The sequence below is a fragment of the uncultured Veillonella sp. genome, assembly GCF_963534045.1.
Lineage (GTDB): Bacteria > Bacillota > Negativicutes > Veillonellales > Veillonellaceae > Veillonella.
Map to the genome: position 1 here is coordinate 96,692 of NZ_CAUSQT010000001.1, position 23,763 is coordinate 120,454.

General features: G+C 39.5%; 27 protein-coding genes. 1 reads left to right on the top strand and 26 read right to left on the bottom strand.

Features of this window, described 5'->3' with window-relative positions; all coding sequences use genetic code 11:
- Positions 1-189: 189 nt before the first annotated feature.
- The 22 genes from hydG to RYP29_RS00630 all read right to left on the bottom strand — a co-directional run bounded on the left by hydG (position 190) and on the right by RYP29_RS00630 (position 19,779).
- Positions 190-1,608, bottom strand: coding sequence for a [FeFe] hydrogenase H-cluster radical SAM maturase HydG (gene hydG, locus RYP29_RS00525; RefSeq protein ID WP_016475799.1), 1,419 nt, complete (start codon positions 1,606-1,608; stop codon positions 190-192).
- Positions 1,609-1,724: 116 nt separating this feature from the next.
- The gene (locus RYP29_RS00530) at positions 1,725-1,916 is read right to left on the bottom strand and encodes a hypothetical protein (RefSeq protein WP_182448383.1); all 192 of its coding nucleotides are present in this window, start codon (positions 1,914-1,916) and stop codon (positions 1,725-1,727) included.
- A 50-nt stretch (positions 1,917-1,966) separates the two neighbouring features.
- Positions 1,967-2,731 (bottom strand): ABC transporter permease, encoded by a 765-nt coding sequence (locus tag RYP29_RS00535; protein WP_118353686.1) that lies wholly within the window; start codon positions 2,729-2,731, stop codon positions 1,967-1,969.
- The gene (locus tag RYP29_RS00540) at positions 2,728-3,384 is read right to left on the bottom strand and encodes an ATP-binding cassette domain-containing protein (RefSeq protein ID WP_311531505.1); all 657 of its coding nucleotides are present in this window, start codon (positions 3,382-3,384) and stop codon (positions 2,728-2,730) included. Before RYP29_RS00540 ends, RYP29_RS00535 begins: the two co-directional genes overlap by 4 nt.
- A 216-nt stretch (positions 3,385-3,600) precedes the next feature.
- Entirely contained in the window at positions 3,601-3,885 is a 285-nt protein-coding gene (gene rpmA, locus RYP29_RS00545) for a 50S ribosomal protein L27 (protein ID WP_004696430.1), read from the bottom strand.
- Positions 3,886-3,897: 12 nt separating this feature from the next.
- On the bottom strand, positions 3,898-4,212 hold the full coding sequence (locus RYP29_RS00550; RefSeq protein WP_105084698.1) for a ribosomal-processing cysteine protease Prp: 315 nt from the start codon (positions 4,210-4,212) through the stop codon (positions 3,898-3,900).
- Positions 4,213-4,214: 2 nt separating this feature from the next.
- On the bottom strand, positions 4,215-4,526 hold the full coding sequence (gene rplU, locus RYP29_RS00555) for a 50S ribosomal protein L21 (protein WP_005377353.1): 312 nt from the start codon (positions 4,524-4,526) through the stop codon (positions 4,215-4,217).
- A gap of 210 nt (positions 4,527-4,736) precedes the next feature.
- Positions 4,737-5,306: a manganese efflux pump MntP family protein gene (locus RYP29_RS00560; RefSeq protein WP_311531508.1), complete on the bottom strand. Its 570-nt coding sequence runs from the start codon at positions 5,304-5,306 to the stop codon at positions 4,737-4,739.
- Positions 5,307-5,334: 28 nt separating this feature from the next.
- Positions 5,335-6,762 carry an Rne/Rng family ribonuclease gene (locus RYP29_RS00565; protein WP_311531510.1) on the bottom strand — a complete coding sequence of 476 codons (1,428 nt, stop codon included), beginning with the start codon at positions 6,760-6,762 and terminating at the stop codon, positions 5,335-5,337.
- A gap of 58 nt (positions 6,763-6,820) precedes the next feature.
- Positions 6,821-7,516, bottom strand: a complete 696-nt coding sequence (locus RYP29_RS00570; protein WP_311531511.1) for a TIGR03936 family radical SAM-associated protein — start codon at positions 7,514-7,516, stop codon at positions 6,821-6,823.
- The gene (locus RYP29_RS00575; RefSeq protein WP_311531513.1) at positions 7,488-9,371 is read right to left on the bottom strand and encodes a TIGR03960 family B12-binding radical SAM protein; all 1,884 of its coding nucleotides are present in this window, start codon (positions 9,369-9,371) and stop codon (positions 7,488-7,490) included. Before RYP29_RS00575 ends, RYP29_RS00570 begins: the two co-directional genes overlap by 29 nt.
- 59 nt (positions 9,372-9,430) lie before the next feature.
- Positions 9,431-10,534, bottom strand: coding sequence for a rod shape-determining protein RodA (gene rodA / locus RYP29_RS00580; protein WP_005377365.1), 1,104 nt, complete (start codon positions 10,532-10,534; stop codon positions 9,431-9,433).
- Positions 10,535-10,541: 7 nt separating this feature from the next.
- Positions 10,542-11,456: a P-loop NTPase gene (locus tag RYP29_RS00585; RefSeq protein WP_005382591.1), complete on the bottom strand. Its 915-nt coding sequence runs from the start codon at positions 11,454-11,456 to the stop codon at positions 10,542-10,544.
- A gap of 12 nt (positions 11,457-11,468) precedes the next feature.
- Positions 11,469-13,361, bottom strand: a complete 1,893-nt coding sequence (mrdA, locus tag RYP29_RS00590) for a penicillin-binding protein 2 (protein ID WP_311531514.1) — start codon at positions 13,359-13,361, stop codon at positions 11,469-11,471.
- Positions 13,362-13,399: 38 nt separating this feature from the next.
- A complete protein-coding gene (gene mreD / locus RYP29_RS00595; RefSeq protein WP_275249265.1) occupies positions 13,400-13,891 on the bottom strand; it encodes a rod shape-determining protein MreD in 492 nt (163 codons plus the stop codon).
- Positions 13,888-14,805 carry a rod shape-determining protein MreC gene (mreC, locus tag RYP29_RS00600; RefSeq protein ID WP_005377430.1) on the bottom strand — a complete coding sequence of 306 codons (918 nt, stop codon included), beginning with the start codon at positions 14,803-14,805 and terminating at the stop codon, positions 13,888-13,890. The genes mreD and mreC overlap by 4 nt, the downstream gene beginning before the upstream one ends.
- A complete protein-coding gene (locus RYP29_RS00605; protein WP_311531517.1) occupies positions 14,802-15,839 on the bottom strand; it encodes a rod shape-determining protein in 1,038 nt (345 codons plus the stop codon). Before RYP29_RS00605 ends, mreC begins: the two co-directional genes overlap by 4 nt.
- A gap of 44 nt (positions 15,840-15,883) precedes the next feature.
- On the bottom strand, positions 15,884-16,582 hold the full coding sequence (gene radC, locus RYP29_RS00610) for a DNA repair protein RadC (protein WP_311531519.1): 699 nt from the start codon (positions 16,580-16,582) through the stop codon (positions 15,884-15,886).
- Positions 16,583-16,684: 102 nt separating this feature from the next.
- A complete protein-coding gene (locus tag RYP29_RS00615; RefSeq protein ID WP_005377410.1) occupies positions 16,685-17,254 on the bottom strand; it encodes a nucleoside triphosphate pyrophosphatase in 570 nt (189 codons plus the stop codon).
- On the bottom strand, positions 17,251-17,868 hold the full coding sequence (locus RYP29_RS00620) for a hypothetical protein (RefSeq protein ID WP_311531521.1): 618 nt from the start codon (positions 17,866-17,868) through the stop codon (positions 17,251-17,253). Before RYP29_RS00620 ends, RYP29_RS00615 begins: the two co-directional genes overlap by 4 nt.
- Before the next feature lie 138 nt (positions 17,869-18,006).
- Complete coding sequence (locus RYP29_RS00625) at positions 18,007-19,212, bottom strand: acetate/propionate family kinase (RefSeq protein ID WP_227041523.1); 1,206 nt, start codon at positions 19,210-19,212, stop codon at positions 18,007-18,009.
- 3 nt (positions 19,213-19,215) lie between these two features.
- On the bottom strand, positions 19,216-19,779 hold the full coding sequence (locus RYP29_RS00630; RefSeq protein WP_009661597.1) for a hypothetical protein: 564 nt from the start codon (positions 19,777-19,779) through the stop codon (positions 19,216-19,218).
- Between the two features lie 196 nt (positions 19,780-19,975).
- Between RYP29_RS00630 and RYP29_RS00635 the strand changes: the two genes are divergently transcribed.
- Positions 19,976-21,181, top strand: coding sequence for a nucleotidyltransferase family protein (locus RYP29_RS00635; RefSeq protein WP_311531522.1), 1,206 nt, complete (start codon positions 19,976-19,978; stop codon positions 21,179-21,181).
- Positions 21,182-21,280: 99 nt separating this feature from the next.
- Here RYP29_RS00635 and pyrR read toward each other — a convergent pair whose 3' ends face one another.
- From pyrR to RYP29_RS00655, 4 genes are all read right to left on the bottom strand, one after another.
- Positions 21,281-21,802: a bifunctional pyr operon transcriptional regulator/uracil phosphoribosyltransferase PyrR gene (pyrR, locus tag RYP29_RS00640; protein ID WP_311531523.1), complete on the bottom strand. Its 522-nt coding sequence runs from the start codon at positions 21,800-21,802 to the stop codon at positions 21,281-21,283.
- Between the two features lie 11 nt (positions 21,803-21,813).
- A complete protein-coding gene (locus RYP29_RS00645; RefSeq protein WP_311531525.1) occupies positions 21,814-22,731 on the bottom strand; it encodes an RluA family pseudouridine synthase in 918 nt (305 codons plus the stop codon).
- The gene (lspA, locus tag RYP29_RS00650) at positions 22,732-23,190 is read right to left on the bottom strand and encodes a signal peptidase II (protein ID WP_311531532.1); all 459 of its coding nucleotides are present in this window, start codon (positions 23,188-23,190) and stop codon (positions 22,732-22,734) included.
- 90 nt (positions 23,191-23,280) lie between these two features.
- Positions 23,281-23,445: a DUF362 domain-containing protein gene (locus RYP29_RS00655; protein ID WP_005386021.1), complete on the bottom strand. Its 165-nt coding sequence runs from the start codon at positions 23,443-23,445 to the stop codon at positions 23,281-23,283.
- Positions 23,446-23,763: the final 318 nt, after the last annotated feature.

Sequence of the window (23,763 nt, forward strand, 5' to 3'; positions counted from 1 at the left end):
TTATCATTATCATTTTCTTTCATTATACAACAAACGCCCTTATAAATAAAGGGTTTTATCATTATTTTCCATATATAACTCAGTTGTTTTTCTCAACAAAACAGCACTGCTTATTATCATTCTCATAATAAGCAGTGCTTGTTCATATAGTTATATACTATTTTTTACACATGAAATATTAGCAAAAAACTAGAAACGGAAATCTCGTTTTCCATCTTCCATTTGAGCAATGTAAGCCTTTGCCTTATCTTTTACCAAATCATTCTTGATATTTTCCAATTGGTCTTCAATAACCTTGGCACCATGTTTTTTCGTCTTTTCATCGCCGTAATCCATGATGTATTCATTCAACGTCATTAATGCATTAGGTTGGCAACAGTTATGAATTTGACCCGATTTAGCAAGCGCCATAAAGCGGTCGCCAGTACGTCCTGCACGATAACAAGCGGTACAGAAACTAGGTACATAACCAAGGCCCAAGAGCCAATCTACAATTTCATCCAATGTGCGCGTATCGCTGCGATCGAATTGTGCGGAGTTATCTTCTGGTTTTTCCTCTTCTTTATAGCCGCCTACACTAGTGCGAGAGCCACCGCTGATTTGGGAAATGCCTAATGCTAAACCACGTTCACGCATAGATTGGCTTTCACGAGTGGACATAATCATGCCTGTATACGGTGTAGATACACGGATAAGAGCCACGATTTTTTCAAAGATATCATCTGGTACAGCATTGCTGAAATCATCTACATCGATATCATCAGCAGGGCAAATACGAGGTACAGAAATCGTATGAGGGCCTACACCATGAACAGCTTCTAAATGCTCAGCGTGCATCAAAAGACCTACAAAATCATATTTGTAATGTTCTAGACCATACAATACACCAATACCTACATCATCGATGCCGCCTTCCATAGCACGGTCCATCGCTTCTGTATGATACGCGTAATCGCTCTTAGGACCTGTTGGATGCAAAGCTTCATAATTTTCCTTATTATATGTTTCTTGGAATAATGTATAAGTACCAATGCCAACATCATGCAATTTTTTATAATCTTCAACGGAACATGCAGCGATATTTACATTAACGCGACGAATTTCACCATTTTTATTTTTAATACTGTAAATCGTCTTGATAGATTCCAAAATATAATCAAGAGGATTGTTAAGAGGATCTTCGCCAGATTCGATAACAATGCGCTTATGCCCCATTGCTTCTAAGGCAATAACCTCCTCTTTAATTTGTTCTTGGGTCAATTTTTTTCGTTTAATATCGCGGTTCTTAGAGTGATATGGGCAATATACACAGCCATTGATACAATAATTAGATAAATATAGCGGCGCAAACAATACAATGCGGTCACCATAAATAGCTTTTTTAATTTCTTTAGCTAGTGCAAATAGCTTTTCTTTGTATTCAGGCAACGGACATTCTAAGAGAACTGCTGCTTCTCTATGATTTAGCCCCTTAAACGTAGCCGCCTTAGCTAAAATTTGGTCTAATAATTCGCGATTTTCTTTATTTTCCTCTGCATAGGCAAGAGTATCAAGGATTTCTTGATGAGAAATAAATTCCTCCGCCTTTGGAGATTTTACATCATACATAGTACTTACCTCAAATCTTTCCGGTGGTCACGTCCACCATTTAGGTCTGTGAAAGTATATCATCACCATTTTAGTGTTCTTTCACTGATACTGTACTAAGTATACCACTATTCCTACTAAAAAGCATAGGAATTTGATACTTTTCTCCACGCATCATAGAGATTTTTCATAGCCCGTTCTTTAGCTATAATCCCATGAGCCATCCACAATGTACTATCTACCTGCAATACATGATTATTTTTTACAGCTGGTAAACGTTCTAAAGAAATAGCATTATTTGTAGGGTTAAGTTCAGTTTCTAATACCATATCAGGTGGTTTATTGTTGTACTATAAAAATATATATAAAGCATAAAAGCTTACCTATTTAATTGATTTCTATTATTAAAAAATGTTCTATACGCTAATTGACATGTGATAAAACAGGCGATAGAAATGGTAGATAAACTCATAAATGTAACGATCATTTGATATTTTACCGCTTCAAGTGGTGGCATACCAGCCAATATAAGGCCTGTCATCATCCCCGGCAAAGATACAATGCCTAGAGTCTTAGCACTATCCACAGTTGGCTGCAACCCAGTCTTTATAACATCTCGTACGATGGCTTTTGACGCTTGCTTAGGTGTACTTCCTAGGGCTAATTTAACCTCTACCTCTTGTTGACGCAATTCAAAATTTGATAGCATTTGGCGATAACAAAGCCCAATCGCTACCATAGCACCACTAATGACCATACCACCAACAGGAATCATTTGATAAGCAGTAAAGTTAAGCACGCCCGTTAAAAGCAGAATTATTAAAGTAATACTTGCGCCTACGGTTATAGCAAACCAAGAAATCCATATAGCATAAGGAATTCCTTTTCCGCGCTTAGAAGCATTATAGGCTGCATTGATAGCCATAAAGCCTAACAGCCCAATTATAAATATAGGACTTTCGGTACTAAAAATATAAGCTAAAATAAAACCTATGACAAATAGCTGTATTGTAGCGCGCAAAGCACTTATAAAAATATCTTTCTCTAATTTCAACTCCTGCCGATAGGACATGAACATACTAATAATAACTAGTACGGATGCAAGGCACAAGGACATAGTAGAAATACTGTGAAACTGACTCATCGCAGTACCTCCTCTTTAGCTAATTGACCATCTACGATAGTGATACGGCGATTAGCAATACGCAAGCTTTGCTCTTCATTATGAGTAATGGAGATAATCGTGATTCCCTTTTTATGAAGCTCATCAATAACATTTTCTACAATCGATGTATTCGTCGCATCTAAGGCAGATGTCACCTCATCCAAAAGTAACACATTAGGCTCAAAAATAAGGCTCCGAATAAGGCATATTCGTTGCATTTCACCGCCGGATAACTCATCATTACGGCGCTCCATATAATTTAGAGGCATATGTAGTAGGTCAAAGAGATATTCTATACGATTCATATCCGGTTCTAAACCGCGAATATCATAAGGAAATAGAATATTGCGACGTACTGTTTTCGCAAACAAATACGGTCTTTGAAAGCAATAGCCCACCTCTTTACGATAGCTTTCAGGCTCTATAGTAGCTAAATCACGTCCATTATAAGTAATAGTCCCCGATGTAGGACTAATCAGATTACTACATAATTTTAAAAGTGTACTTTTACCACTTCCAGACGGGCCTACAATAGTAATGTAATCACCTTGATTTACCGATAGTGATATATCGCGGATAATCGACTTGTCTTTTACAATATAAGATATATTAGATAATTCTAGTAGTGTCATAAAGTCCCCTATCTCATCTTATGTATATTAAAACAAAGCATCGCCTCACTGTGACTAGTTATTCAGTTATTTCAATCTATAATGATTTTTAATATTATATCATTGTCAAAATAATAATGCTAACCTTAATTATAATATTTCTATAACACACACATACTACAGAAAAGCAAAAAATCCCTAGTGGAAAACCACTAGGGATTAATAGTCTATGTAAAATTAAGCTTCTACAGGGTATACGCTAACTTTACGGTTATAACGACCAGCACGTTCAAATGCTACTTTACCTGGCACAAGTGCGAATAAAGTGTCATCTTTACCGATACCTACGTTAGTACCAGGGTGGAAGTGAGTACCACGTTGACGAACGATGATGTTACCGCTCTTTACGATGGAACCATCATGGCATTTAACACCAAGACGTTTAGATTCACTATCACGACCGTTACGAGTACTGGACACACCTTTTTTATGTGCGAACAATTGCAAATCAAAAGTAAACATGAAGTTCACCTCCTATATTTCGTGTATTTGGACAAACTTTGGATACTGTTTACTAATTTCTTCTAGTCCGAGAAGCATAGTATTTAATATATCCTGACCACTCCGGGTTATTTCACCAGAGAGGACCATATCACATTGGCCTTCGCTATTGGAAAACTCACCGCGTTGCTTTGCAATTTTGGTAAGCCCTAATATAGCTGTAGCAGACAATACAGATACTGCTGCACACACTATATCATAGCCATGTTCATCATATCCTGCATGACCGGACATATGACAACCAATGACTTGGTTATCCTTGTTTCGCTGGATTCCAATGGAAACCATAATTAAGCTTGGATAGATTCAATACGAACTTTTGTGAACGGTTGACGATGGCCTTGACGACGACGGTAGTTGGATTTAGCTTTGTATTTGAATACTAAAACTTTTTTACCTTTACCATGTTCAAGAACTGTACCTGTAACTTTTGCACCGTTTACAAGAGGAGCGCCAACTTTAACGTCGCCGTCATTCACTACAGTCAAAACTTCTTCGAATGTTACGGAATCGTTAGCAGCTGCTTCCAATTTTTCGATAGTAATTACATCGCCTTCAGCAACGCGATATTGTTTACCACCAGTTTTAATAATTGCGTACATGAGAACACCTCCTTGTTATCGAACTCGCTGAATTCGGTATCCCGACCCGAACATCGGTCGGGCGTTTAAACCTGCTTCACGCGGATTGCAAAGTTCAGTAAACCGAACTAATACTGATATAGTATATCGTATTTACACATCTATGTCAAATACAAATCCTCTTATATACGCTCAGTTTCTGACACTTTCATATATATACAACGTTTAAAATTATCCGATAATACCAAGGTGTTGCAAGAGTATCTTAGTACCGATAAGAATTAGGACGCCTCCACCGAGTATGTCTGCATATTTTCCTACGAATTGGCCCATGAATTTACCTAAATATACACCAATCAAAGATATACCAAAGGTAATAACACCAATCATAGTCGATGCCTCCCATACATTGATTGGTAAAAAGGCAAAGGTTAAACCTACAGCCATCGCATCAAGACTCGTTGCCACAGAGAGCATAATCATTTCCCAAGCGCCTAAGAATTGCTTATCATCATTTTCATCATCGTCATCACTAAGACCTTCTCGAATCATAGCAATCCCAAGATATCCTAAAAGGCCAAAGATAATCCAATGATCCCATTCAGAGATAACATCGATAAACTGACGACCAATAAGCCATCCTATAACGGGCATAAGAAACTGAAATAGCCCGAATAAAAAGGCTAAGGTCACTTTTCGACCATTTTCGCCTACTGGCATAGTCAAACCTTTGCCAATAGAAACGCCAAAGGCATCCATCGCTAGACCAATACTAATTAAAATGATTTCAAAAACAGACACGATACTCACCTATCAACATACGACTTACTTATTCTGCTACAGCCATCAAGGAATACCCTTCCCGGCTAATTTGTGGATTCACTACGATTGAAATACTCCGACCAATAGAAGCACCTAAATCATCGAGCACAGATTTGGTTAGATATTGTGCCACCTCTGGGTGGACCTCAATTTCTAAATTGGATTTAATGCGACCAGATTTAAATAGTTCCCGGATTCGACGTACAATCTGCATATATACAGTTCTACCAGACAACATATATCCGGTACCGCCACATTGTGGACATGTATCAAACATCAAGGTTTGTAACCCTTGGCGTGCACGCTTTCGCGTCATCTCCACTAAACCGAGCGAACTAATACCACAGACAACGGTTTTCATCTTATCTAGTTTAGCCTGAGCACTCAATAATTTTAATAACTCTTGTTGATGCTCTTTATCCTTCATATCAATAAAATCGACGACGATAATACCACCGATATCGCGCAAGCGCAATTGGCGACAAATTTCTTTGGCTGCCTCTTTATTAACTGTGAAAGCTAAATCTTCTAGCTTATTCGATTTCCCTGTATAGTGAGCCGAGTTTACATCAAATACGGTAAGGGCCTCCGTATGATCGATACGGATAGAGCCACCAGAAGGTAGATTAATATCACGAGCGATAAGATCTTCTAATTGAGGTTCAATGTGGTTCGCTTTAAAGATAGGAGTACTATCTCGGTGGCGTGTTACTTTGATTTGTTGAGAGGTAGGTCCGTGTCCTAAAAGATCCAACAGTCGAGATTCGCCCATATCAGAATCAACGATGATTTCCTCTACATTGCGATGCGCGTAATCACGCACAAGGCGGAACCAAAAATCTGCATCACTGTAAAGATCTGTACCACTTTTGGCAACCTTAAATCGCTTTAACACATGTTGCCATGTGCGCCATAAGTAGTCCATATCACGAGCGATTTCATCGGCACTGGCCTTAGCTGCAGCCGTACGGATAATGAATCCACAACCTTCTTTTACATAAGGCGCCGCCAACTCTTGTAATTTAGCACGTACAAATTCATCGGTAATCTTTTTGGAAATATGCATACCTTCAGAATATGGTAGTAATACCATAAATCGTCCCGCTAAACTTACATCTGCTGTAACGCGTGCCCCCTTGCCGAGCATTTCTTCTTTCACCACTTGAACGAGAATTTGTTGCCCCACAGATAGACGTGGCAATATTTTCTGTTCCTTACCTTGTTGAAGGTTCAAGTAAGCATTTTGAGAACCGCCAATATCAACGAAAGCAGCTTGCATTCCATTCAAAACATTTTTAACAGTACCCTTGTACATATGATTCGCCATGTGAGACTCATCAGTGCGTTCCAAAACAAAATCTATAAGCTGTTCCTTTTCATCGATGACAGCCATGCGAATTTCCTCGCGCATAACATTGACCAAAATTTTATGCATCCTATCCCTCCCTTCTGTTCAGTTTAACTGTAGTATATGCCAAATCAAAAACATAGCCTTAATAATTAATTTCTAATGGTGTAAAACGACCTTCTTCATTTTCTACCATAATCGCTTTACGGTGAATTTCGTAACCAGAAGTAATAGGCCAATTATATTGATCCTTGCCAAGATTCCATACTTCACTCGGTTTTATAGTGCCTTGTGGATAGATACCAATCCCCATCGTTAGTGTCACCATACCATCGTGCACGGACGCTACAATCGGTTCTTTTACGAATTCTTTTACATCGATAATACGCGTCTTTTTAGGGGTAACCTTTTCATAGGGAATTTCAGTAGCCTCATTAAAAGGCTTAAGTAAGCTATCCCAGTCCACATTCTGTTCCGTTACAGGACCTGTTACTTCGTAGATTGCGTAATTGCAGATGGCCATCATCTTCTTAACCTTATCAGGCATGACCTTACCACCGAGAACCTCAAGTCCACGAGGAGCCACTGCATTTAATCGCGCCATAATAGACTCTAAGCTATCATCTTCCAACACATCCATATCAATATATTCTGCTTCTGCCGTTACACCTAGTGCTAGTGCAGAAGAAAAACTAATTTTCATGTGCGGATTAAAGCCCTCGGAATAGGCCATTTTGATTTCTGCACGGCGAATCATGCGTTCTACGGCTTGTGCAAAATCGAGATGGGACAAGAATCGTAATTCTTCGCCTTTATGTAAGGCCAAACGTAATTTTTTCAACTCTGCCACCCTCCTTATAATCTACAATAGCCGTATCTAATTCAGGGCATACATTACAACCCTTACATGGTCCACGACGGCAGTCTGGTGTCAATTTTTCAGCAACGGCCTGTTCCCATTCGCGTTGTAAGAAAGCCTTGCTCACGGTACAATCCAAATGATCCCATGGTAATGGCTCATCAAAATCACGGGTGCGACGCGCATAATACGCAGGATCAATACCGCAGTTTTCAAAAGCCTGTAACCATGTTTCATAGCTAAAGAACTCAGTCCAGCCATCAAATTTACAACCGAGTTTCCATGCTTCTACTAATACTTTGGATAATCTACGATCCCCACGGGCAAATACAGCCTCCATATAACCGGTATAGCCATCGTGATAATGGTAGGAAATATTGCGATTATTAATAAGCGATTTTAAATATTTTTGCTTACGATGGATTTCTTCCACATCTTGTTGGCCATACCATTGATATGGAGAATGTGTTTTTGGTACGAAAAACGATACACTAACGGTTACGCTACCATTGCGCTTACCCGTAATATCGCGATGCAAATCAAGCACCTTGTACGCCAAATTAGCAATACCCGCTAAATCTTCATCAGTCTCAGTAGGCAATCCCATCATGAAGTATAGCTTTACCGTGTTCCATCCGGATTTAAAAGCATTTGTACAAGCGGCTAGCAAATCTTCTTCGCTAACACCTTTATTGATAACATCGCGCATGCGTTGAGAACCTGCTTCTGGTGCAAAGGTAAGACCACTCTTACGCACTTGTTGTACCTTCTTAGCAATATCGATAGAGAAGCTATCGATACGCAATGATGGTAAGCTGACGCTAACCTGTTTGTCTTTAAACTCTTCCATGAGCATATCTACCAGTTCTGGTAACTTTGAGTAGTCAGCAGAGCTTAAACTCATCAAAGAGATTTCATTGTAACCTGTATTAGCAATCGTTTCTTTTGCAATTTCTAACAACCGTTCAGGTGTTCGTTCACGAACAGGACGATAGAGCATACCGGCCTGACAGAATCGACAACCTCGCGTACAGCCACGGAATAATTCAAGAACAGCCCGATCATGAACGATATCCAAAAATGGTACCACCGGTTTTGTAGGGAAAAATACATGTTCTACATCTTCTATGATGCGTTTTTGAATCGTAGCAGGTACGTCTTCAAAGCGTGGTGTAATCGATTTAAAATCGCCTTGTTCCGTATACTCTACATCATATAATGCTGGGCAATAGGTACCGGGAATTTGTGCTGCTTTTCGCAAGAAAGCTTCTTTACCACCAGGGAATCCCTTCGCTTTTTCGGCTTTCAATAGGTCGATAAACTCATCGCCCCATTCTTCGGATTCACCAAGGGACACAATGTCAAAGAAATCCGCAATTGGTTCCACATTATACGCACAAGGTCCACCACATACGAGCAATGGAAAATCCATATCCCGATCCTTTGCATACATCGGTATACCTGCTAAATCTAGCATATTTAGAATATTGGTAAAACTCATCTCATATTGTAGTGTGAATGCAAGTACATCAAAGTCCTTAATAGGCGTACGGGTTTCTAAAGAGAATAAAGGAATATTGCGTTTTCGCATTTCCTCTTCCATATCATGCCATGGTGCAAATACACGCTCTGCTACTGCATCTTCACGGCGATTGACTAAACCATATAGAATTTTGATGCCCAAATGACTCATAGCCACTTCATACACATCGGGAAATCCTAGCGCCATAGTTATATCAACAGTACTGTGATCTTTCACTATACTGTTATATTCGCCGCCCGTATAACGAGCTGGTTTTTGGACATGTTGTAACCATGACGTATCTAATTGAATCATACATCCTCCGTCTTTTGTGAAAGACTTCTTTCAAACTCATTTCTAAATTAGAATCATAACTAAAAAATATATTTTTTACGCTGCATTGATATATTTAATAAAATACCAACACTAATCATATTTGTGGTCAACGCACTAACACCATAACTGATAAATGGCAATGGTATGCCTGTAACCGGCATAATCCCCATGGTCATCCCCGCATTGACCAATACCTCGAAGCATAACATGGATCCAATCCCTGTAGCCAATAACATACCGAAGCGGTCATTACATGAATACGCCACCTTTATACTTCGATAAATAAGCATAAATAAAAGAATTAATACAAAGATACAGCCTATAAAACCAAGCTCTTCACCTATAACAGAAAAAATAAAATCTGTGTGATTTTCAGGCAAAAAGTTTAGCTGACTTTGTGTACCATTAAATAATCCTTTACCAAATATAGTGCCTGAACCAATAGCAATCTTAGACTGAATGATATGATATCCAGAACCAAATGGGTCGATATCAGGATTCATAAATACGAGAATCCGCTGCTTTTGATAGTCTTTCAACACAAACCAAGCCAACGGCATTAGTAAAACGCCTACCGTAGCGATAATACGAACTAAGCGCAATCGTATGCCAGAAACAAAGAGCATGCCCACAAAAATCGCTATATAAACGAGGGACGTTCCCAAGTCTGGTTGCATGAATACTAGCAAAATAGGTATGCCTACATATAAGATAGGCACAACAAGAGATTTAAAGGTATCTAATTTATTGTAACGAGACTCTAACATCTTTGCCATACAGATAATCATCAGTAATTTAGAAAACTCTGATGGTTGCAGCGTAATAGGCCCTAACTGAATCCAACGCTGTGCACCTAAGGCAGATGTCCCTACAAAGATTACGGCTAACAACAACATAATCGTTACTATATATATGCCGTTAGCCCAATCTTTTAATTTATGATAATCCATAAATTGAATACCAATCACAAGGGCCACATTAATAAGAAAGAAGATTAGTTGCTTCGCTACTAGTGTGGAAAAATGAAGTCCTGTTTGATTAATATGGGTGGCACTACCGATGGCAACTACCCCCATGGCAACAAGTAATAGTGTACATATGATGATTGTCCAATCACAATCACGCCAAATTCTTTGTAACATATGGCACCTACTTTATACGAACCCGACGCCACATACTTTCTTTACCAGAAAGAAGTCGATTTCGCGTAGACCAAGAATTTGTATATATTACAGGATTAGTAGAATTATCATCATCGGACTCAACAGGCTGAGCTAATGTGGCCGTCACAGAAGGTTCTGTAACTTTTACAGTCGTCACTTCGTTGAAGCGCTCAATAAGTTCTTGTTCATCCCAAGCATCTCCAGAGGTTATGTACTCTACTACAGGAGCTAGCATATGGCGATATGCTTTTGGCATATCTTGAATGAGTACACCATCCTGTGTATTATCTAGTATTTGTGTGTCATAAGGTAATATAGAGCCCACATATTCAGCACCGAGTGCATCGAGCATATCATACATATTCGGCATATCCCGATCCGTACGGACTGCATTAAATACAACGGCATAATCACGATGGCCATATTCACGACAGAATTGAATAGTACGTGCTGCATTTCGTATGGACACCCACAAAGGTTGAGTAACAATTAGAAACCGCTGTGCTAGCTCTACAATAGATTCCAACCCACGACCGATACCTGCAGGACAATCTACAAGTACATAATCATAAGACTTAGCTAAGTGGCTTACAAGTTTTCGATATTTTTTGCGTCCCATATCTTCCCAGCGCACACTTTGACTAGCTGGCAAAAAATATAGATTATCCTGAACTTTCATGACTACATCATCAGCCATGGATTTATCTTCTAATGCATTATATGCATCAAAACATACCTCATCCTCTTTTCCCAAGATAATATCTAAGTCGCGCAAACCAAAATCGCCATCACAAAGAAGAACTCGATATCCTTGTTCGCTAAGCGCAGCCCCTAAGCAGGCTGTTATCGTCGTTTTACCTACGCCACCTTTACCTGAGATAAGACCGATTATATCCCCCATTGTATATCCTTCCTATTCCTTTACACTTGGCTTAATTTCCTGTGTTTCTTTTTTATTGGTTGTTATTTTTGTATCAGTTGTTTTTGTGTCAGTCGTTTTTGAACCACTAGTAGGCACCTTAAAATAGGCACTCAAAATATCCCGTACAATCGGTCCTGCAGAACCTGCACCAAAACCACCTTGCTCAACGAGAGCAACGACGACAATTTGAGGCTTATCATATGGTGCATACGCAACAAACCAGCCATGATCTCGGCCATGTGCGTTTTCCGCAGTCCCTGTTTTACCTGCTACAGCAACAGGGAAGCCTTTAAACAATTCACCAGCCGTACCACCTTCGCTAGTTACATCGCGAAGACCTTCTCGAATAAGGTCCATAATATTTTTAGGTACTGGAAGTACGCCTAGGTTCTTAGGTCCAAAAATTTCAGCTGGTGTCCCATCGGGATTATCAACACGACTCACCACATACGGTTGGTAACGAGTACCTCCATTCGCCACTTGACTGAGAAGTACAGCCATCTGTAATGGCGTTACCAAATGGAATGATTGCCCGATAGCCGCATCAAAGGTTTCGCCCAAATACCAATCTTGATCAAATACTTTCCGTTTATATTCTGGACTTGCCACATTACCGGCTGCTTCACCAACAAGATTAATACCTGTTTTTTCACCTAAGCCAAAGTAATGAGCATAGGTATCGATGTTTTCAATACCTAAGCGATTACCCATTTCATAGAAATACACGTTATCAGACTTAGCCAAAGCGCGATTAAAATTCAACCAACCCAATGCTTCGCCTTCTGCATTTCTCTTATCAATGAGCCAGTGTTTCCCACTATCAAAAATCATTTCATCAGGAGTTACCTTTTTCAAGTCTAATGCAGCTGTACCAGTTACAATTTTAAAAGGTGATCCTGGTGGATATTCACCAGCAATGACCTTATTTTCAAAAGGATGACTTTTGTCATTGTTCAATTGATTCCATTGAGTCGATGTAATGCCCTTGGCAAACCAATTAGGATTAAATTCTGGTGCACTTACCATGGCAAGAACCGCGCCAGTATTAGGGTCTAATGCAACCACGGCTGCACCCGTTGCACCTGAACTACGCAACTGATCCAATTCCTTTTTAACAGCCTCTTCTGCCGCTTTTTGAATATTCACATCAATAGTAAGATGAATATTTGAACCCGGTACAGTATGCTTGCGATCGACCTCTGCTACAGGTCGGCCAGACGCATCAACCTCTAATTGCTTGCCACCGTCAACGCCACGAAGCACTGAATCATATAATTTTTCTAAACCAGCACGGCCTAGGATAGATCCAGCACCAACCGTTGTATTAGGATCTTGTTCCTTAATTTCTGCTAGTTCATCTTCACTTACTTCACCAACATACCCAAATAGCTGAGATGCCATAGTTTCATATGGATAATATCTTAACGGTTCTACATCGATAGAAACACCAGGCAATTCATGACGATGTTCTTCGATACTAGTCACCACGTCCATGGAGATATCGTTAGCTATACGTATCGGTTCATAACCATGTTTGTGGTCTTCTACCTTTTTTTGAATTTCTTCTGGCTTTTTATGTAACAATGTAGCTAGCTTAGCCAATTCATCATCATCTAAAGGTTTGCCATTAGGCATAATAGAAATGGTATAGGCCGGTCTAGAACCGACTAAAATCTGACCATTTCTATCATACATAACCCCACGAGCAGCAGTCATAGGTACAATGCGCAAGCGGTTACCCTCTGCTTTAGCTTGATAATAACCACCTTCTAATATTTGCATAGCAAATAGACGGAGCCCTAGAATAACGAAGATACCCATTACAATATAGAAAAGCACATCAAAACGGCTCGTTTTTTTTCTTTTATATAAACTTTCAAGCACCTATGATTCCCCTTATATGCTTTACTAAATCAGCAATACTACCAAATATAATCCTCTTTTTCTTCCATAAGGCCCATGAGTTTATGGCCTATACCACCTAATATGGCATTCCAAAATACAGTTGGCATCACCATATGCCCCATGTAAGAAATGAATTGGATATCACCACCACTGGCACCGATCATGATGCAGCGCATAATTCCATCTAGAATTGTACAAACACCGATAATGCCGCATGACCAGTACCAACGCTCTTCGTATACACTACTTTTTACAAGAGACAATAGATATACTACGACAATGTACGGAAAGAGATGTAATCCAAAAAAGTTAGATATCAAAATATCGTGAATGGATCCACCCACTGCAGCAGCGATAAGCCCCATTTTTCGACCTTTAAAAATCGTGACTAAAACTACAGCAGTCAGTATACAATTGGGTAGCCAATTCGTATGAAATATGGCCGGTAATAATTGAGCCTGTATAAAATACAAAGCACAACACACGAGAATTAATGCAATATATCTCATTGATTTACCGCTCCTTTAGCCCCTTGCACTTGGTCACGTTGCGTTTGAGGAACTAATTTAGGTTCTAATTTTGCTTTATCTGGTGTTTGCACTGTAGAGGCAGTAATAATAAACACCTCTTCTAAGCGATTAAAATCAACGCTCGGTTGAATAGCCGCGTTTTTCACGAAACCTTCTGTATCATTTGTAATGGTTAATACATTACCCACTAACAGGCCCTTTGGATAAATTCCACCATAACCAGATGTAATTAATTTATCGCCTACAAGGACATCACCATCACGTGCAATATTGACCATCATTGGCTCATTAGGATGATTACCATCCCCTTTTACCACACCGGCCAAGCGTGATTCCGGACGCTGTACAATAACACCAATTGCGCTACGAGGATCCAAAATAGTTTGAACACGCGCTGAATTAGGATATACATCGGTAACAAAGCCCACAACGCCACTTGGTACGACAACGGCCATATTAGGTTGTATACCGTCATTCTCGCCGCGGTCAATTGTAAATGTATTTGACCATGTACCGAAATCCTTAGTAATAATGCCCGCCAAGGTCATTGTAAACTCTGGATGGGACGATTTATAGTTAAGCATCTGACGAAGGCGAATATTTTCCGCCACAACTTCATCGTGATTTAGTACCTTTTGTTGCAAATCTGCAATGGTATTATCCTTATCATTGCTTTCAACAAAACCCGATATAGCATTATCAATGATACGTATGCCGGTTTGAATCGTTGAAAGCACACGAGCTGAACCATATGTGAATGGGGTAACAATTTTTTCAAATGGTACGGTTACAAAGGGGATACTAGTTCGCTGTTTCCAGGCAAAACCAAGAAGGGCCATGATAATACAGCCGAGGACAACAAAGATTAATAATTTACGATCTGACTGTATCATACACGTCCCCTTCTATCCTTTGAATTAATAATAAAACGAGCTAATTCTACAATTTGACCCGAACTACGATGCAAACCTTGTACGACCTTTAATTCTGGATCAGAAGCAACCTGAACAGGCACCCCCATTTCGGAGCTAATTCGCTCTGCTAGCCCCTGCAAACGAGCCATACCACCTGTTAACAAAATCCCATGCTGCATAATATCAGCCACTAACTCAGGGGCCGTAACGCGTATCATTTGTTGGATTGCATCTAAAAAGTCTGCAAGGCGTTTATTAATCACTTCGTAGATTTCAGATTGATGAAGTACAGCGCGTCTAACTATACCACTTGTCATATCGCGACCAGTAAAGGAAAACTCACAATCCTCCGCAGGTAGAACCGCAGTACCTATAGCATGTTTAATATCCGTTATAGTTTGCTCGGATACCATTAAACCAAAACACTGATTAATATATTGCATGATGGCGCGATCTAAATCGCCGCCGCCAAACCGTATCGTCTTACTAATAACCGTGCCACCTAATGAGATAATCCCCATGTCGGCAGTACCTTCACCAATATCAATAACCATAGATCCACGAGCCTCAAAAATTGGTAAACCGGAACCTATAGCGGCAGCCACCGGGCGTTCAATCAGAAAGACTTCCCGCGCGCCTGCTTGGATTACGGCATCCATCATGGCCCGTTGTTCTACATCAGTCATGCCACAAGGAACGCCAACGAGTACACGAGATCTACGCAATGTATTAGATACCTTGTGAAGAAAATATTTTAACATCGTATGCATTACGCGGTAATCGACGATAAAACCATCTTGTAGCGGTGTCAACTCCATCCACATATCAGGCATGCGTCGTACAATGCGATCTGCATCATCACCGACAGCAACAATTTTATCTAATTTTGTATCAGTAGCCACAATGGAGGGCTCACTCATCATGGTCTCGCGCGTGCCCCCCATGACACGTGTCATAGACGTACCAATATCGATACTCACGTCTTTTCCAAAAGACGGTAAAATGGAATTCATAATGCTAATCTCCTTCATTACATCATCATTCCATTTTACCACAACTAGCTTAATTTACCAATTTCACTCAAGCTTGTAAACTCGCCATCACCAATGACGATATGGTCTAAGACTGGAATGCCCATAAATTGTCCAGCACTAACAAATAACTTGGTAACACGTATGTCATCATCACTAGGTCTACTATCGCCGGATGGATGATTGTGAATCAAAATAATAGCGGCTGCATTACAAGCAATGGCTTTTCTAAAAACAGCCCGTTGCTCTACAAGACTCGATGTGAGGCCTCCATTAGATATGGTCTCGATGTGAATTAATTTATTCCGAGACGTCAACATAGCCGCTAATACATGTTCTTCTGTTTCATGGCGCAAGCGTTCCATTACATATTGAGCGATAACATAAGGCTGAGAAAAATCTTCGTATGTAGAGGTGATTTTTAACTCACCCAAACGTCGCCCTAACTCTACAGCAGCACAAATAGTAACCGCTTTATCGATACCAACGCCCTTAATTTTTACTAAATCATCAACGGTCATATGGTTTAGCCCATGAATGCCATCTGTGAAAGAATCGATAATCGTATGTGCTAAATCAATTGATGATTGACCTTTTAAACCGGTACGTAATAATATAGCCAATAATTCTTCCATCGCCATTTGTTTAGCCCCTAGAGCAACGAATTTTTCACGTGGCCGTTGAAATGGCAACATATCTTTTACGCTGATAGTTCTGATTTGCATTGAATTTCTCCATTCTTACAATACATAAACAAATCAGCCTCATATTTCTACCATAACATTAGAATATCTATTTGATGTGTTAACATGACCATCAATATTAATTTAAGACTTTACACCTAATGCTTTACATAATTCTTCATATACATGTTCTACAGGCAACCCTACAACATTTGTATAGGACCCTTCAATCTTATCAACCCACAAAGCGCCCTTTCCTTGGATGCCATAGGCTCCAGCCTTATCCATCGGTTCCATGGAGTCGATATATGACTCGATTTCAAAATCCTGCAGCGTTTTAAAATACACCTTTGTTTCATTGTGAAAGACGATTTCGCGTCCCTTAATGAGTAAGGCTACACCGGTAATAACAGAGTGAACTTGACCAGATAATGTACGAAGCATTGTACGTGCCTCATCCTTACTATGCGGTTTCCCTAGCACCTTTCCATCAAATACAACAATTGTATCAGCACCTAGTACGATGCTACCATCAGGCACATCATTTGCGCAGCGCGCTTTACCAAGAGCTTGTGCTTTCACCATTTCAATAGGATCTGTAATCACTACATTATCTTCTACATAAGAACTAGTAACAACAGTATGGTCTATACCCACTTGATGCAATAATTCCGTTCGTCTTGGTGATTGACTTGCTAAATATAATCCGCTCATTCTTGTTCCTGTTCTTCCGCACTTTTAATTAGACTGTCATAATATTCCTTAACATCAATGCCTTGTTTTACCGCATCAGCACGTACCGTAGCATAGAAAATAACATCTGCTTCTGGCACGCGCACACGATTAGGTACAAACTGTTCTAGTGTTTCATAGAATGCATCCTCTGCTTTCAACATAACACGGCCATATTGAACCTTTTTCCCTTTAGTAATGGAATATACCATGAACCAAATCGGTCTATCATCAGAGGTAGAGCATTTTCTATATTTATAGCGATAACGTAAATTCGTTAGAAAATCGCGATTATACGCATAAATACCATCAATATCATCATATTTTACAGAAAATGTACGTTTTCTAAAAAAGGATTTTTCTTTGATGATAAATTCAGAATCCGTCAATATATATGTATAGCGGCTCACAGCTTGTTTAACAATGACAATGAGCGCCATGATTTCTATGAAATATTCTGAAAGTAATATATGGCCCTGCGCAAAACTTCTATAGGTGGTAAAAACCATAGCCCCCACCAACAAAATAACAAATACCACTACTAATAATTCTGCACTACGGGTGCGCTGAGATTGTTCACTATATAAAATATTCATACGTAACCCCTTTCAATAGACTCTGCATACTATTTATTATATAGGATTCAGCTCTGAAAAACTACAAAAACCCCGCCTATATCTAAGATATAAGCGAGGTTTCTATATAAGAGTTTAGATAACCATTAAGAGGTTATATTATTTTTTCAAAGCGCTTGTAATACGTTGAGTATCGCGAGCGATCATGATTTCTTCGTTTGTAGGGATTACGAAGATTTTTACTTTAGAACCTTCAGCACTGATTTCTTGTTCTTTACCGCGAATATTATTGCGTTCAGGGTCAATACGTGTGCCAAGGTATTCCAAGCCATTACAGATAGCATCGCGGTTACCGATACCGTTTTCACCGATACCAGCTGTGAAGATGATAGCATCAACACCGCCCATAACAGCAGCGAACGCACCGATTACACGACGAACTTTGTAGTGGAACATGTTAAGAGCCAATTGAGCGCGTTTGTTACCATTAGAAGCAGCTTCTTCGATTACGCGGAAGTCATTGGACACACCGGAAATACCCAATACACCGGATTCTTTATTCATAACACGGTCAACTTCTTCATAAGACATGCCTGTTTTATCCATCAAGAATGGAACGATAGCAGGGTCGATATCACCAGTACGAGTACCCATGATCAAACCGGACAATGGAGTGAAGCCCATTGTAGTATCGATGGAACGACCACCTTTGATAGCGGATACGGAAGAACCATTACCCAAGTGACATGTGATGATGCGAAGATCAGACATATGTTTACCCATCAATTCTGCGCAACGTTGTGCTACATATTTGTGGGATGTACCATGGAAACCATAACGACGAATGCCGTAGTCTTCATAGTAGGAGTAAGGAAGCGCATACATGTAAGCTTCTTTAGGCATTGTTTGGTGGAATGCAGTATCGAATACAGCAACTTGTGGTACGTTTGGCATGATAGCTTGGCAAGCTTCGATACCTTGGATATTTGGTGGGTTATGCAATGGAGCAAGGGATGCACATTCTTCCAAAGCTTCCATTACTGCAGGTGTAATCAATACGGAATCAGCGAATTTTTCACCACCATGTACTACACGGTGACCTACTGCATCGATTTCATCCATAGATTTGATAACACCAAATTCAGGATCAACTAAGATGTCGAGCAAGATGCGTAATGCTTCTTTGTGATTCAAAATTGGTTCAACGCGTTCTAATTTGTCTGCGTTTGGACGTTTATGAGTGAAGATAGCGTCTTGATCACCGATCTTCTCAAATAAACCTTTCGCCAATTCAGTTTCGTTTGTCATATCAAGTAATTGATATTTCAAGGAAGAACTACCGCAGTTAACTACTAATACGTTCATTGATTAACCCTCTTTCTTTTGCGTAACGTAAATCTTATCTTTAATTTGTTTGCTGATATCAGCGCCTATTTGATCATCCGTAGGATATCTATAGGTTATATTCCACAATACGCCCTTATCCATAAAGACATATTGAGAGAAACTAGTTTTAATTTTGTTAACGTAAAAATCACCAGTAATGAGCTGTGCTTGCACCCCATTTAAATCAATGGATTCCACATTAACAGTAGCACCCAATTTTGCATATTCAGATTTCTTTTGATCCACAAACTGTGCAACCGTTGGCAACGCTTTATTCGGTGCCGGTTGACGGGCCTCTACAGAAATCAACATATGTTGGCTTAGGCTACCATACGCATCCATAGGGTATCCATCGACACTCGTCGTTTCTGATGTTTTCCCCATTTCATATGGTAAGGCTACAGTCACTTCCGATTGACCGGAACGAATGACTTGATTACCAAAGCTATATATATCCATCACATTATCGGAACCACATCCGGCTAAAGCCAATAAGGATGTACCTAACACGATGGTCTGTAACGCTCGTTTCCACTGTACTTTCATCAAATCACCTCACGTCAAATCAGAATTCACAGATAATTATACCATTACACCGCCTCCCATTCTAGTACTTTCACAAGAAATTCTATAATTCCTAACAAGAAGGTCAAAAATTCCATACATTACACATGCCACCCATTATATAAATTCTTTAATTTATTATATAATAATAGAAAATAAACCTATGAAAGGAACTACGATGAAATCAATCGGTATTATTTGTGAATACAATCCGTTTCACAACGGCCATGCGCATCAACTACATACATTACGTACTACCTATCCTGATGCATTGCGTATCGCCATTATGAGCGGTTCCTTTGTACAGCGGGGCGAGCCTGCGTATTTTAGCAAATTCGACCGTGCTCGATGGGCTATTCATGGTGGTGCCGATGTCGTTATCGAATTACCTACTGTCTATTCTCTAGGCAGTGCAGAACTATTTTGTACCGGTGCGGTGCGACTTATGAAAGCGCTACACATTCATAGCATTTCCTTTGGCTCTGAGCTTGACGATAATGCCATATTACACACAGCCGCTGAATTTCTAAATACGCCACAAGGACAAGATGCCATTCAACACCATATAAAAACCGGTATTTCTTATGGTACAGCATTACGCCAAGTAATTGCTAAGTATGTACCAAATGGAGAACTCATTAACAATGCGCCAAACTCACTACTAGGCCTTGAATATATTCGCGCTGCCCAACGGTATTTCACTAATCTTATGGTCATTCCCATTACTAGACAATCATCACATCATAGTCCTACCCTCTCTCAAGGCCAAGATTTTCCTTCTGGGACCGCATTACGTAAGGCACTCGTAGAAGGCACAACCATCGATGCCTATGTACCACATGCTATCATAGATGATATGCACAAGGTCATAGCACATGGTGCCTATGTGGACTACGAAAGATACAATGATATTCTGCATGGCCTCAATCGCTTACTTTCAGCTGCAGAATTAGAAACATATGGAGATTTTACGGAAGGCATTGAACATCGTTGGCACAAGGCTATGCAGCAAGTAAGCTGGACGCACGCACTGGAAGAGATAAAGACAAAACGCTATACCTATGCAAGACTACGTCGCATGGCAGCCTATACGGCGCTACAAATCACTAAGCCAATATTACAAGAAGCTCATATACTAGGTCCTCAATACGCGCGATTATTAGCATTTAATCAGCGCGGTCGCACGTGGTTAAAGCACAATACACCGAGCATTCCGCTTATTCAAAAATGGGCTAAATCATCAACCATAGTTTCCGATTTTGGTCGCCGAATGATGGAAATCGATACGAAGGCTACTGATCTACAGGCTTATAGTTTTAAAGCCCCTAGGGCGCGCACTGGACATGAAGATTTCCGCTATTCCCCACAATATATTGAAATATAGATTATGACAATATAGCCTTAACATATTATATGCCCCTACCAAAAAGACTCGACCATGTACGTCGAGTCTTTTCATATGTCGATTTGTTATATCTACCTATTATTGTTCGATAGTTACGCCATCAGAGCCATCTAATTCTTGAACCTGTACACGTACCTTTTCCAAATGAGACGTAGGGATATTTTTCCCCACATAATCAGCGCGTATAGGCAATTCTCGATGGCCTCGATCTACCAATACTGCTAGTTGAATAGATTTAGGACGACCAGATGTCATCAATGCATTTAAAGCAGCACGAATAGTACGACCTGTATACAAAACATCATCTACTAAGATAATGGTTTTTTCTGTAGTATCAATAGAGCAAAGTTCCCCTTCCTTAGGTCGCGTATCCCGATCATCGCGATACATGGCTACATTTAAAGGTTCACACTCAATATGAAGGCCTTCAATAGATTCAATTTCACTTTGCAATCGTTTAGCTAGCATAACGCCACGTCGTTCAATACCAACAATAACTGCATTTGAAAGGCCCTTATTGCGTTCTAATATTTCATGACTAATACGTCTAATGGCACGTCTAATGGCGTCTCCATCCATTAAAATACGTTTTGTTTCCATAGTCTTATCCCTTATCTACGTTCTCGATATTCCTTAGCGAAGGCGATACAATTTTGAAAGTCCTCCGGTACAGGTGCTTCAAAATGCATAGGTTCACCTGTAATTGGATGCACCACATCCAATGTATGAGAATGAAGTGCTTGTCCCTCTATAGGGAAGTCCATGCGGCGATATCCATAAAAAGGATCGTTAACAACTGGATGTCCAATATGCGCAAAGTGAACGCGAATTTGATGAGTACGCCCCGTCTCTAACACACATTCCACTAATGTATGATATCCATAACGTTCTAACACTCTAAAATGAGTCACTGCTTCCTTACTGTTTTCAAACACTACAGCCATTTTCATGCGATCCTTAGGATGTCTACCGATAGGAGCCTTAATAATCCCCTTTTCCTCCACGATATTGCCTTGAACGAGAGCTAAATATGTTCGTTTAGCACTGTGTGCTTTCACCTGTTCAGCTAAACCAATATGAGCTGCATCATTTTTAGCAGCCATCATGACACCAGATGTATCCTTATCTAAACGATGTACGATGCCAGGGCGAATTTCACCATTAATACCAGATAAGTCCTTACAATGGTAAAGCAAAGCATTCACTAGCGTTCCTGAGTAATTACCAATTGCTGGATGTACAACCATGCCACGAGGCTTGTTGACGATAATAATATCATGATCTTCATAAAGATATTCAACAGGAATATTCTCCGGTAAAATTTCTACCGATTCTGGTTCCGGAATATCTACAGAAATAGTGCTATCTACATTAAGGCGTAAATTAGCCTTACCAACCTTGCCATTTACCAAAACATGACCAGATTTGATAAGACTCTGGATATAACTACGAGAACCTTCCATCACATCCGTCAGAAATACATCAAGACGCTTTCCTTCTTGTTCCAAAGATACTTTATATTCGTTCATCTATTTCTCCTCATGTTCAGATGTTAGTAAATAGTATATGACACATACAACGCCTACACATATACCAATATCCGCAATATTAAAAATAGGCCAAATTCTAAAATCAAAAAAGTCTACTACCCCATGTAGTACATATCGATCTATGCCATTACCTATAGCTCCTGAAATTAACAATGCAGTTCCGACTCGTAATGAAAGTGGACCATTATTAACACGCTTACGATAGAAGCCATATACGATAATTAATACAAAAGCAACGGCTAAAAAGAACCACCGCTGATTTGTCAACATGCCAAAGGCTGCACCACGATTAATAATATAGGTAAGGTGAAACACATTGTGAATAACCGGTATTGATTCGCCAAGAGCAAAATGGTTCATCACATAATATTTAGAAGCTTGATCCAATACAAGCCAAATGATTGCAATTAAATAAAACAAGTTATACTCCCTTTTAATAATATATATCTTAATAGTCCTATTATACTAAGTTACATGATTTTAGGCAAAATAAAAAGCCCCTCAATGAGGGGCGTATTTTATTTGTGATTACTCAGCGGAAATTACAGATACTGGGCAAACGGATTCGCAAGAACCGCAATCGATGCAAGTATCGTTGATTTCATATTTAGTTTCGCCTTCAGAAATAGCAGAAACTGGGCAAACAGATGCGCAAGAACCACATTTAATGCAACCATCAGCAATAACTCTCATGATAAACCTCCATAGGAACATTATAAAAGAAAACTTATTATTATCATTTAAAAAGGCACTTGCCTTAACTTCTGTTCTCATTATCACACAATAATAATTGAAAGTCAAACGAAAATGATAAAATCTTGTATATTATTTTGCATAACAATTGTTCCTTTTTATCATATAAAGTCTATGTTTATCATGATTTTGATATTTCTTTTCATTTATAAATTTAAATATATCTTTCAATAATTGAGAATGCACAAATTATCATTTTTATCAAAATACGTACTATTATACTAGGAATTCAATTATCAATATTTATTATCATAAAAA